Raw genomic sequence first — 18,192 nt, 5'->3', positions numbered from 1 at the left:
CACCCCCACCGACACCCCCACCCGCGAAACCCCATGCCCCGCGCCTCACCCCCGGTGACAATGGGCGGGTGCGGTACAGAATCCTGGGCGTCACCCAGACCGAGGACGACCAGGGCGCCGTCGTACCCGTTCCCGGCGCACGCCTGCGCACCCTCCTCACCGCGCTCGCCCTCCGCCCCGGCCGCCTCACGGCCCCCGACACGCTGATCGACGAGGTCTGGGCCGACGCCCCGCCCCAGGACGCCCCCGCCGCCCTCCAGGCACTGGTCGGCCGGCTGCGCCGTACCGTCGGCAAGGACGCCGTCGCCTCCGCCCCGGGCGGCTACCGCCTCGCCGCGACCGAGGACGACGTGGACCTCTTCGTCTTCGAACGGCTCGTACGCCAGGGCGTCGCGGCACTGCACGACGACGCGCCCGCCGCCGCCCGCATCCTGGACGAGGCCCTCGCCCTGTGGCGCGGCCCCGCCCTCGCCGACCTCCCCGACCGCACTCCGGCCGCCCGCCCGGACGCCCTGCGCCTGGAAGCCGACCGCGCCCGCGCCGAAGCGGACCTCCTCCTCGGCCGCGCCCCCGACGCCGTACCCCGCCTCACCGAACTCACCGCCGCCCACCCCTACGACGAACCGCTGCACGCCCTCCTCGTCCGCGCCCTGCGCGACACGGGCCGCGCCGCCGACGCCCTCGCCGCGTACGAGACCGCCCGCCGCACCCTCGCCGACGGCCTCGGCACCGACCCCGGCCCACGACTGCGCGCCCTGCACACCGAACTGCTGGACCACCCGGAGCCGGCCCGCCGGGCAACGCCCCTCACCCCGCCCCCACGCCCCGAACGCACCGGCAACATCCGTCCGCGGCTTACCTCTTTCGTGGGCCGGGAACCCGAACTCGACGCCATCCGTTCCGCAGTGCACAGGGCCCGTCTCGTCACGCTCACCGGACCGGGCGGCTCCGGAAAGACCCGTCTCGCCGAGGAAGCCGCCGCCGGGCTGCCACAGGCGTGGCTCGTCGAGCTGGCGCCGCTCGACCGGCCGGAGGCGGTGCCGGGCGCGGTCGTCAGCGCCCTCGGTCTGCGCGAGACCGTGCTGATGTCCACCGACCTGGCGACCTCCCAGGACGACCCGGTCGCCCTGCTCGTAGAGCACTGCGCCCCGCGCAGCCAGCTCCTGATCCTTGACAACTGCGAACACGTCATCGGCGCGGCCGCCGCCCTCGCCGAGACCCTCCTCACCCACTGCCCCGGGCTCACGATCCTCGCCACCAGCCGTGAACCCCTGGGCGTCCCCGGCGAGTCGGTCCGCCCGGTCGAGCCCCTCCTCCCCGACCAGGCGCGCCGCCTCTTCACCGACCGCGCGGCCGCCGTCCGCCCCGGCCCGGCCGCCGACCCGCCCGGCCAGGACGAGGAGGCGACGGCGGAGATCTGCCGACGCCTCGACGGCCTGCCCCTCGCCATCGAGCTGGCCGCCGCCCGGCTCCGGCTGCTCACCCCCCGCCAGATCGCCGACCGCCTCGACGACCGCTTTCGCCTCCTCACCTCCGGCAGCCGCACGGCCCTGCCCCGCCAGCAGACCCTGCGGGCCGTCGTCGACTGGTCCTGGGACCTGCTCGACGAACCCGAGCGGACCGTGCTGCGCGAGCTGTCCGTGTTCGCGGGCGGCTGGGACCTCGAGGCCGCCGAGGCCGTGTGCACCGGCCCGGTCGCGGACCTCCTCGGCGCGCTCGTCGACAAGTCCCTGGTCGTGGCGGCCCCGCCCGGGCGACCCGACGGCGCCATGCGCTACCGCATGCTGGAGACCATCCACGAGTACGCCACCGAACGCGCCGCCCAGCTCCCACGGTCCCTCGCGGCGGCGCAGCGCCGACACCGCGCGTGGGCGCGCGCACTCGTCGAGCGAGCCGACCCCCTGCTGCGCTCCTCCGAGCAACTCCCCTGGATCTCCCGCCTGGAGAGCGAACTGGACAACATCCGGGTGGCCGTCCAGCGCGCCCTCACCGCCGGCGACGAGCCCGAGGCCGCCGCGCTCTGCCTCGCCATGGGCTGGTTCTGGTGGCTGCGCAACTACCGCCACGAGGGCGCCGACTGGACCGACCAGACCCTGCGCCTGGCCGCCGCCCTGGACGCCCGTCAACGCACACCCGGGGGCGCCCTGCCCTCCGCGCCCCGCCGGGACGGTCTGTCCTCCGTCCCGCCGGGGGCACCCGCCTCGCCGGAGGCGCCCGCACCCCCCTCCGACCTGGCCGCCCGTATGGCCGCCCTCGACCCCGTCGACGCCTTCCTCGCCGAACCGGCGGAGGTCGAGGAGGGCGGCGACCCGCGATACGCGCGGCGGATGGGTCTGCGGATGCTGCATCTGTTCCTGCTGTCCGAGTCCGAGCCGACGGGCATGGAGTCCGACCCCCGCTACCAGGCCTACCTCAAGCGCCTGCACGCCCGTTACGAGCCCGGCGGCCCGGAGGCGGCCCGTATGCCGGGGCTGCTCTGGCCGTTGACGACCTTCCATCTGCGGGAAACGTTCGAGGTCCGCCGCATCCTGGACCTGTCCGTCGCCAACTGCCGTGAGCACGGCGGCGACTGGGAGCTCGGCTGCGCCCTGATGTTCCGCGCGCACGTCGTCGTCGACTCGCCCGGGGGGCTGCGCGGTGTGGACGACGATCTGGCGGAGCTACGTGTGCTCAGCCGCCGCGTCGGCGACCGCTGGATGCGGGCCCAGGTGTGCAGCGCGGCCGCCGAGGCGGAGATGGCGCGCTCCCGCTTCGCGGAGGCGGAGCGGGAGTACCGCGAGGCGCTGCGGCTGGCCTACGAGGTCGGCGCGTACGCCGAGTCGCCGTTCCTCATCGCACGGCTCGCGGAGATCGCCTACCGCACGGGCGACCTGGACGACGCCCGGGCCGCACTGGACGAGGCGAGCGCCGCAGCCGACCGCTACGGAGTGACGGACGCCAGGGCGTTCGTGAATTTGCTGCGCGGCCACATCGCACTGCACGAGGGCGACACGGCCCGAGCACGGCAACTGTGCGACGAGACCCTTGCGCAGGTGCGACGCGGCACCCCGCCACCCCAGTTCATGGCGGCCCTGCGCCTGCTGGACGCGGACGTCACGTCCGTCGAGTCCGGCCCCGAGCACGGCCTGCCGATGCTCGCCGAAGCGCTGCGCCGCGCGCTGGCCGACCAGTGCGCGGAGGCGGTCACCTCGGCGATCGTGGACAGCGCGGCGGACCTCCTGGCCCGGCTCGGCGACTTCCCGCGCACGGCCAGGCTGCTGGCGGCCGGCGATGTCCTGCGCGGCCCCTACCCGCGCCCCGCCCCGCAACGCGCCCGAGTCGAACACGTCGAGGCCGCGGCCCGCGAGGCTGGCGGCCCCGAGCGGTACGCGGCCGAGCGCGCCCGGGGCGCCGCCCTGACGGCGGCAGACATCCTGCGGGAACTCACCGACGCCGAGCGCGACCACCCGGCTCCTACGACTTCTACGGCTCCCGCGACTCTCACGGCTTCCACGAGCCCTACGAGTCCCCGGAGCCCCACGCACCCTACGAGCCCCACGCACCCTACGAGCCCCACGCACCCTACGAGCCCTACGAGCCCTACGAGCCCTACGAGCCCTACGAGCCCTACGAGCACGTGAACTTCGACTCGGCCCAGTCCGCGAGCGCCAGCGCGTCGAAGTGGCTGTACGGCTCGACCACCAGGCGGACGGTCTTCCGGCCGGTGAGGTTCACATGGACGGGCACGGCCGGATCCCCGCCCTCGATCGTCCCGGACGTCCACTGCCGGACGCCGTCGGCGTAGACGGAGAAGGCCACCTTGCCGAGCTTCAGCGTCAGGTCGTCGACGCCCACCAGCGCGTCGTAGGAGGTGCACGCGCGGTTGAGGGCGACGGTCACGGAGGAGGCGCCGTGCACGGTCACCCCGCGCGTGTACTCCCGGTCGGCGATGGAGAGCGCGCCCCGCTGCCACACCCAGCTGCTGTCGCGGAGCCGGATCTCGGGCCCGGTGCCGTCGCCGTTGACGTCGAAGGACAGTTCGCTCAGCGGGTAGACGGCCAGGGCCGGCGGGGGAGTGGGCGTCGGCGTCGGGGTGGGCGTCGGAGTGGGCGTCGGCGTCGGCCGGGGCGTCGGGGTCGGGGCGGGTGTGGGAGGAGGCGTGGGCGTCGGCCGCGGAGTCGGGGTGGGAATCGGGGTGGGAATCGGTGTCGGGGCCGCGGCAGGGACGACCACGGGGGGCTCCGGCTCGGGCTCCTTCGGCGTACGCGACGGCGTGGGCGTCGGATCCTCGGGCTGCACGACCGGCGCCGGCGCGGACGCCGGGGGTCCGGCCTCCGCATGCTTGGCCGGGCTGTCGTCGCCGACCAGAGCGAGGGCGATCGCCGCGGCCGCCACCGCGACCACCCCGGCCGCGATCCCGGCCTTCACCGGTGCGCCCAGCCCCTCCGAGGCCGCCGCACCGCCCCCCGCGCCGGCCCCGCCCGAGGAGCCGCCGCTCGCCGCCGCTGCCGCGCCCGCGGCGCCCGCCGCTCCCGCTCCGGCGCCCCCGGCGATGAGCGCGACCGCCTTGGCGTACCCGGCGGCGCCGAACCAGCCGATGACCGCGACCGGCACGACGGCGGGGATGCTGCTGGCGACCTCCTCGATCTGCAGGGCGGCCAGCCGGCACTTGGCGCACTCCTCCAGATGCTTGCGAAGCCCGCGTTCGGCACGGGTGCGCAGCCGGCGGCGGGCGTACGTGCCGAGCTGGTCGGCGTAGCGGGCGCACTCCTCGTCGCTGGTGAGGGTGGCGCTGACATGGGCCTGGAGGTAGGCCTGCTTGAGTCCCTCGCGGGCCCGGCTGGCGAGCACGCGTGTGCCGTTGGCGTCGAGGCCGAAGAGCATCGCGACCTCGCTCGGCGACTCGTCCTCGACCTCGGTGTGCCACAGCACGGCCTGCCAGCGCTCGGGCAGCGAGCGGAAGGCCTGCATGGCCATGGACTGCTCGGCCTCGTGCATCGCGCGGACGTCGGCGCCCAGATCCAGTGTGTCGCTGTCGGACGCCTCCGACGGGCGGGAGGACTGCGCGGCGAACACCGCGAAGTCGTCGACGAGCTGCTCCCGCTTGGCCGACTGCGTCCACCCGGCGGCCACCCGGCGCACGGAGGTGAGCAGATAGGCGCGCACGGCGTACTCGGGCCCCGAACCGCCGCGCACCGCCTGGAGCATGCGGGCGAAGACCTCGGCGGTGAGGTCGTCGGCGGTGTGAGCGTCCCGGCAGCAGGTGCGGGCGTAACGGCGTACGGCGTCGGCGTGACGCCGGTACAGCTCCTCGTAGGCCGTGTCGTCGCCCGCGCGCATCCGGCCGATCAGGTCGGTGTCGGGGGGCGGCAGGTCGCGCGGCGGCGGCAGGACGCCGTCCTCGCGCCGGTCGTGCTGCGCCGGAACGCTGCCCTGCCACGGATCCGCAGCAGGCCCACCCACACCAGGCCCACCCGCAGCCGCCCCACCGGCGGTCGGCCCACGCATCGCCGACCCACCCGCAGTCGGCCCGCCCGCGCGTCCGCCCTGACTCGGCACCTGCGGAGCGGTCAGGCCCGAGGCCTCCGCGTCACCGTCACCGAGTGACTCGTCCCACCCGTCAACGCTCATCGCGGAAAGCCCCCGCCGCCTGCCTCACCGGTCCCGACCACCGGGTCAGAGTGCCATATTGGCTTTTGGTCAGAACCCCGCAGGACGAGCCATCCACTCGTCCGTGGGGACTTCCCGCAATCCAGTACTAGATTTCACTCGTACGGGGAAGGTTCAACTCTCGTACTGCGGGCAGCAGTTGGGCCGTGCGCCCGAATAGGCCCGAATGTCCCGGGCGGTGGGCGAGGCGAGGGCCGGACCGCGCCCCCACCCCACAGTCACCTCATCGAGTCATGAGCCGTCGGCCCCGCTGACGAAACCGCCCCTCAAGAAGGCCTTCGACAAGAAGACCTTCGACAAGAAGGCCTTCAAGAAGTCGGCCGCGATCGCAGACCCTCCAGCAGGATGTCCAGCAGTCGCGCCGACGCCGCCGCCTGCTGGGCCGGATCCGGCAGCGAGGGCGCCGCCGTCGCGATCACCAGCAGCACGTCCGACACCGACACCTCCGGCCGCAGCTCGCCCGCCGCCTGCGCCCGGTCCACGAGCTGACCCACGACGTCGAGCAGCGCCGCCGCCCCGGTGTCGTCGTCCCCCAGGGAGGCGTCGACGGAGGCGCCGGCCGATGCACCCGCAGACACACCAGAGCCCGACACGCCAGAGCCCGACACGCCAGAGCCCGACCCGCTCTCCTCGCCGACCAGCCGCAGCTCACCGACGCCCGACTGGCTCCGCTGCTGCGGCACCCGCGCCTCGTCGGCCGACGCACCCTCCGCGCCGTCCTCGGAGAAGGCGCCGACCCGCAGCACCTGCGGCGGCAGCAGCCGCCCCGCGCCGGACGCGACCGACGTCCGCAGGAAGCGCGACAGCGCCGACCACGGCTCGTCCTCCTGGCCGAGCGCCGCCCGCGCCTGGTCGGTCAGCCGGGACGTCTCCTCCTCGGCTATCCGCCGCACCAGGACGTCCTTGCTGGGGAAGCGCCGGTACACCGTGCCGACGCCGACCCGCGCGCGCCGCGCCACGTCCTCCATCGGCGCGCCGTAACCCAGCTCGCCGAAGACCTCGCGCGCCGCCCGTAGTACGTGCTCCAGATTGCGCTGTGCGTCCACGCGCAGCGGCGTCGTCCGCGGGCCGTCCCCGCGTCCGTGACCCGCCGCCGCGCCTACCGCGCCCACCGCTCCGCCGGATGCAAGGGCGGAAGCGGACGACCAATGCGTGTCCTGAATGTGCATGACTAATCCCCCGGTAATGACGTCTCCCCCCGGAGACTCTCCCCGCCATCGAAAGCCGGAGTGTGGAACACGGGACGCGGTCCCGGCCCGCCCGTCGCGGACCCGCAGAGCGCTTCCCCCTGACACCCCGTCGACACGAACATAGTTGAGAGGCAGTCAATTCAGAAGGGGCACGTTCCGCACGGAGCGCCCCCCGATCGGAGTACGGGCCGTATACGTCCCGATTGCACCCCCTCCCACACCCCGGCGCACACCCGCTGACCTGCACACCTACCCCGCACTCCGGTGTTTCGGCCAACCCCGGGCCCGCCCGACTCGTGGTCACACAAATTGTCGAGGCTGTGGACAAACTCCGGCGGCCGGTGCGTCATGGGATGGTGAAGGAACGTGCGCGCATTCTCGTTGTCGGCGGCGGCTACGTCGGGATGTACACGGCTCTGCGGCTCCAGCGGAAGCTGAAGCAGGAAATCGCGCGGGGCGAAGCCGAGATCACCGTGGTCACTCCCGACCCCTATATGACGTATCAGCCGTTCCTCCCCGAGGCGGCCGCCGGCTCCATCTCTCCCCGGCACGTCGTCGTCCCCCTGCGCCGCGTCCTGCCGCACTGCCGCGTCGTCGTCGGCGAGGTCACCGCCGTCGACCACGCCAAGCGCGTCGCCACCCTCACCACCCTCGCCACCGACGAGGAGGGCACCGGCCCACAGCAGCTGTCGTACGACGAACTGGTCTTCGCGCCCGGTTCCGTCTCCCGCACGCTGCCCATTCCGGGACTCGCCGACTACGCCATCGGCTTCAAGACCGTCGAAGAGGCCATCGGGCTGCGCAACCACGTGATCGAACAGATGGACATCGCCTCCTCCACCCGCGACCCCGCCATCCGCGACGCCGCCCTCACCTACGTCTTCGTCGGCGGCGGCTACGCGGGCGTGGAGGCGCTCGGCGAACTGGAGGACATGGCCCGCTACGCCACGCGCTACTACCACAACGTCAAACCCGAGGACATGAAGTGGATCCTCGTCGAGGCCTCCGACCGGATCCTGCCCGAGGTCGGCGAGGACCTGGGCCGCTACACGGTCAGCGAACTGCGCCGCCGCAACATCGACGTCCGCCTGAGCACCCGCCTGGACTCCTGCGCCGACCGCATCGCCGTCCTCAGCGACGGCGCCCGCTTCCCGACCCGCACGGTGGTGTGGACCGCCGGCGTCAAACCCCACCCCGTCCTCGCCGCCACCGACCTCCCGCTGAACGAACGAGGGCGGCTGAGATGCACCCCGGAGCTGACCATCGAGGGCGTCACGCACGCGTGGGCGGCCGGAGACGCGGCTGCCGTCCCCGACGTGACGGCCGCCGAGCCCGGCAGGGAGACCGCCCCCAACGCCCAGCACGCCGTCCGCCAGGCCAAGGTCCTCGCCGACAACATCGCGCACTCCCTGCGCGGCGAACCGCTCCGGACGTACTCCCACAAGTACGTCGGCTCGGTCGCCTCCCTAGGACTCCACAAAGGCGTCGCGCATGTCTACGGGCGCAAGCTCAAGGGCTATCCGGCCTGGTTCATGCACCGCGCGTACCACCTCAGCCGCGTGCCCACCTTCAACCGCAAGGCGCGCGTGCTCGCCGAATGGACCCTCTCCGGGCTCTTCAAACGAGAGATCGTCTCTCTGGGATCCCTCGAACATCCCCGCGCGGAGTTCGAACTGGCTGCCGGTGGAAAGCCTTCTGACGAGTCTTCCGACGACCCGAAGGGGTCGTCCTGACCGGATCCAGGAACTCCACCGGCCACCCCCACGTCTGACGAATGTCGGCCCGGACGGCGGCCACCCTGCCAGACTGCTCCCTGCTCACCGCTCCCCGAGCCCCGCACCGCCCCCGATCCCCGGCGGGCCCCACCCGCCCCGCGAAACCCACGAGGCCGTTCCCCAGTGCTCCACCTCCCGGGTGCTGTAACAATGTGCCGCCACCGCCGCGCGGCCTCCGGAGCCCAGGCCGGGCCCGGAGCCGGCCGACGACGACTACACGAGGCAAGGATTCGTGAACTTCACGCGCTGGAGCGCCCGGCTCCCCGGAACGCAGCGCCGCGCCGCCGCGCGAGCCGAGCACACGGTCACCACCACGGACCGGCGGAGCGAGGGCTCCGTACCCGCGGCCCGCGCCGAACGACTCACCGACGAGCCGCCCCCGGTGCCCGCCGTCGACGAGCTCCCGGTCCGTGAGGTCCTCGACCGCGTCCCGGCCCTCGTCGCCCTCGTCCACGGCCCCGACCACCGCCTGGCCTACGTCAACGACGCCTACGCGGCGGCCTTCGGCGTACGCCCCCCGGGCGAACCGGCCGCCGACGCGCTCCCCGAACTGCGCGACCTCGGCCTCATGCCCCTCCTCGACCAGGCCCTGCGCAGCGGCAAGCCCCGCACCCTGAAGTCCCGCAAGGCCCCCGACGGCCGCTCCTACACCTTCACCTGCACCCCGGCCGCCGAGGACAACGGCGAGGGCGCCGTCCTCATCTTCGCCACCGACGTCACCGACCACGCCGAGGCCGCCGAACGCCTCAGAGCAAGTGAGCGCCGCCAGCGCGAGACCGCCGTCACCCTCCAGCGCTCCCTCCTGCCCCAGGAGCTCGAAGAGCCCGACGACCTGCGCATCGCCGCCACCTACCAGCCCGGCGGCACCGAGGCAGCCGTCGGCGGCGACTGGTACGACGTCATCACGCTGGGCGGCGGCCGCACGGCGCTGGTCATCGGCGACGTCATGGGCCGAGGCGTGCGCGCGGCAGCCGTCATGGGCCAACTCCGCACAGCGGTCAGGGCGTACGCCCGCCTCGACCTCCCCCCGCACGAGGTCCTCCAGCTCCTCGACGGCCTCGCCACGGAGATCGACGCCAACCAGATCGCCACCTGCGTCTACGCCATCCACGACCCGAACGAGGGACGGCTGGTGTACGCCTCGGCCGGCCACCTGCCCATCCTGGTCCGCGACGAGAACGGCACCGTCCTGCGCGCCGACGAGCCCACCGGCCCGCCCCTGGGCACCGGCGGCTGGATGCACGCCTCCGGCTCGATCCCCCTCGGCCCCGGCTCGACGGCGGTCCTCTACACGGACGGCCTGGTGGAGCGGCGCAACGAGGACCTCGACGAGGGCATCGCCGCTCTGGAGCGCGCCCTGTCCGGCGCGACCGGCACCCCCCAGGTCGTCTGCGACCGCCTCGTCCGCTCGGCCGGCGTCACCGCCGACCACGACGACGACGTCGCCGTCCTGGTCCTCCAGCACCCGGCCCGCACCGGCCCCGACGGCGAACTGTTCCGCAACGCGGCCCTGGAGCTCCTCGGCGGCGTGGAAGCGGCCCCACGCGCGCGTGCCTTCGCCTCCGGCGTCCTCACCAGCTGGCGCTTCCCGCCCGACCTGCAGGACCTCGGCACCCTCGCCACCAGCGAACTCGTCGCCAACTCCCTCCAGCACGGCACCCCGCCCATGCGCCTGCGCCTGCGCCGCACCGACCGCCGCCTGATCATCGAGGTCACCGACGGCGACGACCACCTCCCCCGCCGCCGCCGCGCCGAACCGGGCGACGAGTCCGGCCGAGGCATCGCCATCGTCGCCACGATCGCCTCCAACTGGGGCAGCCGACGCACCCCGGGCGGCGGCAAAGCGGTGTGGTGCGAGTTCGTCCTACCGAACCCGGCAGAGTGAACAAAGGCGGCCGCCGTCCCGGAAAGGGAACGACGGCCGCCTTCTTCTCCGCGATCAGGCCTCCACACCCACAGGCTCCACCACAGCCCCACCCTTCGCCACCACCCGCGTCCGCACCGACCACGGCTGATCCTGTACGGCGGTGAGCTCCCGCCCAAGCCGCAGCGCGAGGTAGGTGATCCCCAGCGAGAACAGCAGGAACGTCACGATGTACGGCGCATGCAGCGAGGCCCCCATCGGCCCGCCCACCGCCGGCCCGACGGCCAGCGCCAGCTGCTTCACCAGGGCGAACGCCGAGTTGTACTGCCCCGCCAGCCCGGCCGGCGCCAGATCGGCCACCAGCGGCGCGACCGTCGGCGACAACATGGCCTCCCCCAGCCCGAACAGCGCGTACGTCGACACGAACGCGGCCGTAGCCATGGCCTGACTGCCGTGCCCGAGCCCCGCGTACCCCGCAACGGACCACGCCACGGCCCAGATCAGCCCCACGGCCGCGATCACCCGCGACCGCTTCTGCCGCTCGACGAACTTCAGCACCGCGAACTGCGCCACGACGATCACCGCGGTGTTGGCGGCGAGCGCCGTCCCGAGCGCGGACGTCGAGATCCCGGCCGCCTCGACCCCGTACGCACTCAGCCCCGACTCGAACTGCCCGTAGCAGGCGAAGAACAGCACGAAGCCCAGGACGCTCAGCCGCACCATGGCCCGATTGCCGAGCAGCTGCTTCCAGCCGCCCTTCGCCGAGCCCTTCGGCGCGTCCCCGACGTGCGGCGCATGCGGCAGCCGCACCGTCGACACCACGACGGCCAGCAGCAGGAACATCGCCGCCTCGATCGAGAACAGCAGCGTGAAGGACGACGCGCGCGTGGTGTCGACGAGATGCCCGCCGATCAGCCCGCCCACACCGAGCCCGAGGTTCTGCAGAAAGAACTGCATCGCGAACGCCCGCGACCGCGTCTCCGCCGTCGAAGAGTCCACGATCATCGTCGCCAGCGCCGGCTGCATCACAGCCTGTCCGGCCCCGAGCGCGGCCGCGGCGGCGAGTACGGCGGTGGCGCTGCCGGCGAGCCCCAGGCTCAGTGCGCCCAGCGCGGCGGTGACCAGGGCGGCGAGCAGGACCGGCAGGGGGCCGCGCCGCACGATCGCCCGACCGGCGAACGGCAGCACGATCAGCGCGGCCACGGCGAAGACGGCGAGGACGAGCCCCGCCGTCACAGCGCCCAGACCCCGCACCTGCGCCACATAGACGTACAGGTAGGGGACGGTGAAGCCGAGCCCGAACGCGCTGAGTGCGTTGCCCACGTGGATCCGGCGCATCGCTGCGCCCATCGCCCTGGTCACGTTCACCTCTCTCATCTCTCAGGTAGTTGCCTGGTTCAGTACTTAGAACCGAAGACTTCAAAGCTAAAGTTCGAATCTAAACTGTACACCTCGAAGAACTTCAATGCGAACGAGCCCCGTGCGATACTTCCGCCATGGGCGACACCCTCGGCAGCACGGGCAGTACCGGCATCGGCGGCGAGCCGACCCTCGAAGAGCAGATCGCCGCCTACCAGCGCGAGTTCCGGGACCTCGACCCCCAGGTCGAGAAGATCGTCTCGGCACTGTCCCGCCTCAACCGCCGGATGAACGTCGCCTACGGCCGTCAGACCGCCGACCTCGGCATCAGCAACGCCGAGTGGGAGGTCCTCAAGGCCCTCGTGCTGTCCGGCGCCCCCTACCGTCTGGGCCCCAGCGACCTCGCCAAGCGACTCGGTCTGACGCCGGCCGCGATGACCCACCGGATCGACCGCATGCTCGCTGAGGGACTGGTGACCCGGGAACGGGACGAGTCCAACCGGGTCCGGGTGATCGTGGAGCTGACGCCCGAGGGCCGCGAGAAGTGGCTGGAGGCGATGCGCATGGCGACGGTCTTCGAGGGAGACCTGCTCCAGGACCTCTCGGCAGAGGAGCGGACGGTCCTGGGCGAGGTCCTGACCAGGCTTCTGCGCCGGGTGGAGCACGCCCAGCCGGACGCAGGCGGCCGGCTCAGCGACCTCGACTGATCGCCACTAAAAGATCTTGACAAGGGGTGCTTGACAGCCCCCTCGGGGATACGTAAAGTTCTTCGGGTTGCCACGGAGCCGTAACGGTTCTTCGGTGACACCTCCGCCGCAGTAGCGGCACCTCACACCACCAGCACGATCTCCCTCCAGGGTTGAATTCGGCGTGCCCGAATTAAATTCGATTGAGGGTCGGTAGCCCGATTAGGAACTGCCGAGCGGATCCGCTAAGGTTTGAGACGTCGGAACGGCCCAACAGCCCGGAAGACAAGCCCCCTCTGACTGGGAATCAGCGCCGAAAGGATCTGATAGAGTCGGAACCGCCGGAAAGGGAAACCGCGAAACAAAAGCGGGAACCTGGAAAGCACCGAGGAAATCGGATCGGAAAAGGATCTGATAGAGTCGGAAACGCAAGACCGAAGGGAAGCGCCCGGAGGAAAGCCTGAGAGAGTCTCTCGGGTGAGTACAAAGGAAGCGTCCGTTCCTTGAGAACTCAACAGCGTGCCAAAAATCAACGCCAGATATGTTGATACCCCGTCCCCGGCAGTGATAGCCGAGGATGAGGTTCCTTTGAAAAAAACACAGCGAGGACGCTGTGAACGGCCGGGCTTATTCCGCCTGACCGTTCCGCTCTCGTGTGTGTAGTCCCGATTACGGGAAAACATTCACGGAGAGTTTGATCCTGGCTCAGGACGAACGCTGGCGGCGTGCTTAACACATGCAAGTCGAACGATGAAGCCCTTCGGGGTGGATTAGTGGCGAACGGGTGAGTAACACGTGGGCAATCTGCCCTTCACTCTGGGACAAGCCCTGGAAACGGGGTCTAATACCGGATAACACTTCCATTCTCATGGGTGGGGGTTAAAAGCTCCGGCGGTGAAGGATGAGCCCGCGGCCTATCAGCTTGTTGGTGAGGTAACGGCTCACCAAGGCGACGACGGGTAGCCGGCCTGAGAGGGCGACCGGCCACACTGGGACTGAGACACGGCCCAGACTCCTACGGGAGGCAGCAGTGGGGAATATTGCACAATGGGCGAAAGCCTGATGCAGCGACGCCGCGTGAGGGATGACGGCCTTCGGGTTGTAAACCTCTTTCAGCAGGGAAGAAGCGAGAGTGACGGTACCTGCAGAAGAAGCGCCGGCTAACTACGTGCCAGCAGCCGCGGTAATACGTAGGGCGCAAGCGTTGTCCGGAATTATTGGGCGTAAAGAGCTCGTAGGCGGTCTGTCACGTCGGATGTGAAAGCCCGGGGCTTAACCCCGGGTCTGCATTCGATACGGGCAGACTAGAGTGTGGTAGGGGAGATCGGAATTCCTGGTGTAGCGGTGAAATGCGCAGATATCAGGAGGAACACCGGTGGCGAAGGCGGATCTCTGGGCCATTACTGACGCTGAGGAGCGAAAGCGTGGGGAGCGAACAGGATTAGATACCCTGGTAGTCCACGCCGTAAACGGTGGGAACTAGGTGTTGGCGACATTCCACGTCGTCGGTGCCGCAGCTAACGCATTAAGTTCCCCGCCTGGGGAGTACGGCCGCAAGGCTAAAACTCAAAGGAATTGACGGGGGCCCGCACAAGCAGCGGAGCATGTGGCTTAATTCGACGCAACGCGAAGAACCTTACCAAGGCTTGACATACACCGGAAACGTCTGGAGACAGGCGCCCCCTTGTGGTCGGTGTACAGGTGGTGCATGGCTGTCGTCAGCTCGTGTCGTGAGATGTTGGGTTAAGTCCCGCAACGAGCGCAACCCTTGTTCTGTGTTGCCAGCATGCCCTTCGGGGTGATGGGGACTCACAGGAGACTGCCGGGGTCAACTCGGAGGAAGGTGGGGACGACGTCAAGTCATCATGCCCCTTATGTCTTGGGCTGCACACGTGCTACAATGGCCGGTACAAAGAGCTGCGAAACCGTGAGGTGGAGCGAATCTCAAAAAGCCGGTCTCAGTTCGGATTGGGGTCTGCAACTCGACCCCATGAAGTCGGAGTTGCTAGTAATCGCAGATCAGCATTGCTGCGGTGAATACGTTCCCGGGCCTTGTACACACCGCCCGTCACGTCACGAAAGTCGGTAACACCCGAAGCCGGTGGCCCAACCCCTTGTGGGAGGGAGCTGTCGAAGGTGGGACTGGCGATTGGGACGAAGTCGTAACAAGGTAGCCGTACCGGAAGGTGCGGCTGGATCACCTCCTTTCTAAGGAGCACTTCTAAGCCGGTCCTTCGGGGCTGGTTCAGAGGCCAGTTCATCGGCGAACGTCCGGTGCTGGTTGCTCAAGGGTGGAACGTTGATTATTCGGTGCACTCGGTCGTCTTGTCCTTCCTAGTACTGCTCTTCGGAGCGTGGAACGGATGAGGGAAGCGGCGGGGAGCGTCGGGCACGCTGTTGGGTGTCTGAGGGCACGGCCGTGAGGTCGGGAAGCCTTCTGATGCCGGCCCCAGTGAACTCGAACCGGTTGGTTCGGGGTGATGGGTGGCTGGTCGTTGTTTGAGAACTGCACAGTGGACGCGAGCATCTGTGGCCAAGTTTTTAAGGGCGCACGGTGGATGCCTTGGCACCAGGAACCGATGAAGGACGTGGGAGGCCACGATAGTCCCCGGGGAGTCGTCAACCAGGCTTTGATCCGGGGGTTTCCGAATGGGGAAACCCGGCAGTCGTCATGGGCTGTCACCCATACCTGAACACATAGGGTATGTGGAGGGAACGCGGGGAAGTGAAACATCTCAGTACCCGCAGGAAGAGAAAACAACCGTGATTCCGGGAGTAGTGGCGAGCGAAACCGGATGAGGCCAAACCGTATGCGTGTGAGACCCGGCAGGGGTTGCGCATACGGGGTTGTGGGATCTCTCTTTTACGGTCTGCCGGCCGTGAGACGAGCCAGAAACCGTTGATGTAGGCGAAGGACATGCGAAAGGTCCGGCGTAGAGGGTAAGACCCCCGTAGCCGAAACATCAGCGGCTCGTTTGAGAGACACCCAAGTAGCACGGGGCCCGAGAAATCCCGTGTGAATCTGGCGGGACCACCCGCTAAGCCTAAATATTCCCTGGTGACCGATAGCGGATAGTACCGTGAGGGAATGGTGAAAAGTACCGCGGGAGCGGAGTGAAATAGTACCTGAAACCGTGTGCCTACAAGCCGTGGGAGCGTCGGAGTGCATGCTTGCATGCACTCTCGTGACTGCGTGCCTTTTGAAGAATGAGCCTGCGAGTTTGCGGTGTGTTGCGAGGTTAACCCGGGTGGGGTAGCCGTAGCGAAAGCGAGTCCGAATAGGGCGTTTCAGTAGCACGCTCAAGACCCGAAGCGGAGTGATCTAGCCATGGGCAGGTTGAAGCGGAGGTAAGACTTCGTGGAGGACCGAACCCACCAGGGTTGAAAACCTGGGGGATGACCTGTGGTTAGGGGTGAAAGGCCAATCAAACTCCGTGATAGCTGGTTCTCCCCGAAATGCATTTAGGTGCAGCGTCGTGTGTTTCTTGCCGGAGGTAGAGCACTGGATAGGCGATGGGCCCTACCGGGTTACTGACCTTAGCCAAACTCCGAATGCCGGTAAGTGAGAGCGCGGCAGTGAGACTGTGGGGGATAAGCTCCATGGTCGAGAGGGAAACAGCCCAGAGCATCGACTAAGGCCCCTAAGCGTACGCTAAGTGGGAAAGGATGTGGAGTCGCACAGACAACCAGGAGGTTGGCTTAGAAGCAGCCACCCTTGAAAGAGTGCGTAATAGCTCACTGGTCTAGTGATTCCGCGCCGACAATGTAGCGGGGCTCAAGCGTACCGCCGAAGTCGTGTCATTCCAGCATATAGCCCCAACGGGTGCTGGGATGGGTAGGGGAGCGTCGTGTGCCGGGTGAAGCCGCGCCGGAAGGCAGTGGTGGACGGTTCACGAGTGAGAATGCAGGCATGAGTAGCGATACAAACGTGAGAAACGTTTGCGCCGATTGACTAAGGGTTCCTGGGTCAAGCTGATCTGCCCAGGGTAAGTCGGGACCTAAGGCGAGGCCGACAGGCGTAGTCGATGGATAACCGGTTGATATTCCGGTACCCGCTGTGAAGCGTCAAACATCGAACCAGGCGATGCTAAGTCCGTGAAGCCGTTCCGGACCCTTCGGGGAATGGAAAGTGGTGGAGCCGACGGACCAGACTTGTAGTAGGTGAGTGATGGGGTGACGCAGGAAGGTAGTCCATCCCGGGCGGTGGTTGTCCCGGGGTAAGGGTGTAGGCCGTGCGATAGGCAAATCCGTCGCACATGTAGGCTGAGACCTGATGCCGAGCCGATTGTGGTGAAGTGGATGATCCTATGCTGTCGAGAAAAGCCTCTAGCGAGTTTCATGGCGGCCCGTACCCTAAACCGACTCAGGTGGTCAGGTAGAGAATACCGAGGCGTTCGGGTGAACTATGGTTAAGGAACTCGGCAAAATGCCCCCGTAACTTCGGGAGAAGGGGGGCCACGTCTGGTGAGGGGACTTGCTTCCCGAGCTGGGTGTGGCCGCAGAGACCAGCGAGAAGCGACTGTTTACTAAAAACACAGGTCCGTGCGAAGCCGTAAGGCGATGTATACGGACTGACGCCTGCCCGGTGCTGGAACGTTAAGGGGACCGGTTAGTCACTCTTCGGGGTGGCGAAGCTGAGAACTTAAGCGCCAGTAAACGGCGGTGGTAACTATAACCATCCTAAGGTAGCGAAATTCCTTGTCGGGTAAGTTCCGACCTGCACGAATGGCGTAACGACTTCTCGACTGTCTCAACCATAGGCCCGGTGAAATTGCACTACGAGTAAAGATGCTCGTTTCGCGCAGCAGGACGGAAAGACCCCGGGACCTTTACTACAGTTTGATATTGGTGTTCGGTTCGGCTTGTGTAGGATAGGTGGGAGACTTTGAAACGTGGACGCCAGTTCACGGTGAGTCGTCGTTGAAATACCACTCTGGTCGTGCTGGATGTCTAACCTGGGTCCGTGATCCGGATCAGGGACAGTGTCTGATGGGTAGTTTAACTGGGGCGGTTGCCTCCTAAAGAGTAACGGAGGCGCCCAAAGGTTCCCTCAGCCTGGTTGGCAATCAGGTGTTGAGTGTAAGTGCACAAGGGAGCTTGACTGTGAGACCGACGGGTCGAGCAGGGACGAAAGTCGGGACTAGTGATCCGGCGGTGGCTTGTGGAAGCGCCGTCGCTCAACGGATAAAAGGTACCCCGGGGATAACAGGCTGATCTTCCCCAAGAGTCCATATCGACGGGATGGTTTGGCACCTCGATGTCGGCTCGTCGCATCCTGGGGCTGGAGTCGGTCCCAAGGGTTGGGCTGTTCGCCCATTAAAGCGGTACGCGAGCTGGGTTTAGAACGTCGTGAGACAGTTCGGTCCCTATCCGCTGCGCGCGCAGGAACATTGAGAAGGGCTGTCCCTAGTACGAGAGGACCGGGACGGACGAACCTCTGGTGTGCCAGTTGTTCTGCCAAGGGCATGGCTGGTTGGCTACGTTCGGGAGGGATAACCGCTGAAAGCATCTAAGCGGGAAGCCTGCTTCGAGATGAGTGTTCCCACCCACTAGATGGGGTAAGGCTCCCAGTAGACGACTGGGTTGATAGGCCGGATGTGGAAGCCCAGTAATGGGTGGAGCTGACCGGTACTAATAGGCCGAGGGCTTGTCCTCAGTTGCTCGCGTCC

General features: G+C 68.4%; 7 protein-coding genes and 2 rRNA genes. 6 read left to right on the top strand and 3 right to left on the bottom strand.

The genetic code is table 11. The features are described 5' to 3' along the window. Positions 1-68: 68 nt before the first annotated feature. Entirely contained in the window at positions 69-3,620 is a 3,552-nt protein-coding gene (locus OG562_RS19905; RefSeq protein ID WP_266399631.1) for a BTAD domain-containing putative transcriptional regulator, read from the top strand. Here OG562_RS19905 and OG562_RS19900 read toward each other — a convergent pair. Both OG562_RS19900 and OG562_RS19895 read right to left on the bottom strand, forming a co-directional pair. Beyond that, positions 3,607-5,610 (bottom strand): sigma-70 family RNA polymerase sigma factor, encoded by a 2,004-nt coding sequence (locus OG562_RS19900; RefSeq protein ID WP_266399628.1) that lies wholly within the window; start codon positions 5,608-5,610, stop codon positions 3,607-3,609. The genes OG562_RS19905 and OG562_RS19900 overlap by 14 nt on opposite strands. Before the next feature lie 347 nt (positions 5,611-5,957). Further along, positions 5,958-6,818, bottom strand: a complete 861-nt coding sequence (locus OG562_RS19895) for a TetR/AcrR family transcriptional regulator (RefSeq protein ID WP_266399626.1) — start codon at positions 6,816-6,818, stop codon at positions 5,958-5,960. Positions 6,819-7,192: 374 nt separating this feature from the next. Between OG562_RS19895 and OG562_RS19890 the strand changes: the two genes are divergently transcribed. Both OG562_RS19890 and OG562_RS19885 read left to right on the top strand, forming a co-directional pair. Further along, on the top strand, positions 7,193-8,572 hold the full coding sequence (locus OG562_RS19890) for an NAD(P)/FAD-dependent oxidoreductase (RefSeq protein WP_266399624.1): 1,380 nt from the start codon (positions 7,193-7,195) through the stop codon (positions 8,570-8,572). Positions 8,573-8,846: 274 nt separating this feature from the next. Next, entirely contained in the window at positions 8,847-10,499 is a 1,653-nt protein-coding gene (locus tag OG562_RS19885) for a SpoIIE family protein phosphatase (RefSeq protein ID WP_266399622.1), read from the top strand. A gap of 54 nt (positions 10,500-10,553) precedes the next feature. On the opposite strand, the gene OG562_RS19880 is transcribed toward OG562_RS19885, so the two are convergent. Next, positions 10,554-11,855, bottom strand: coding sequence for an MFS transporter (locus OG562_RS19880; protein WP_266399619.1), 1,302 nt, complete (start codon positions 11,853-11,855; stop codon positions 10,554-10,556). Between the two features lie 119 nt (positions 11,856-11,974). Here OG562_RS19880 and OG562_RS19875 point away from each other — a divergent pair, with 119 nt between their 5' ends. From OG562_RS19875 to OG562_RS19865, 3 genes are all read left to right on the top strand, one after another. Then, entirely contained in the window at positions 11,975-12,544 is a 570-nt protein-coding gene (locus OG562_RS19875) for a MarR family winged helix-turn-helix transcriptional regulator (protein ID WP_266399616.1), read from the top strand. A 661-nt stretch (positions 12,545-13,205) separates the two neighbouring features. After that, positions 13,206-14,731, top strand: a 16S ribosomal RNA gene (locus tag OG562_RS19870). Positions 14,732-15,054: 323 nt separating this feature from the next. Continuing rightward, a 23S ribosomal RNA gene (locus OG562_RS19865) occupies positions 15,055-18,178 on the top strand. The 16S and 23S rRNA genes sit together here, the layout of an rRNA operon. Positions 18,179-18,192: the final 14 nt, after the last annotated feature.

The sequence above is a fragment of the Streptomyces sp. NBC_01275 genome (assembly GCF_026340655.1).
In the GTDB taxonomy this organism is placed as follows: domain Bacteria; phylum Actinomycetota; class Actinomycetes; order Streptomycetales; family Streptomycetaceae; genus Streptomyces.
The sequence above is the reverse complement of the archived record's forward strand: the minus strand, read 5'-3'. Positions and strand labels throughout refer to the sequence as shown.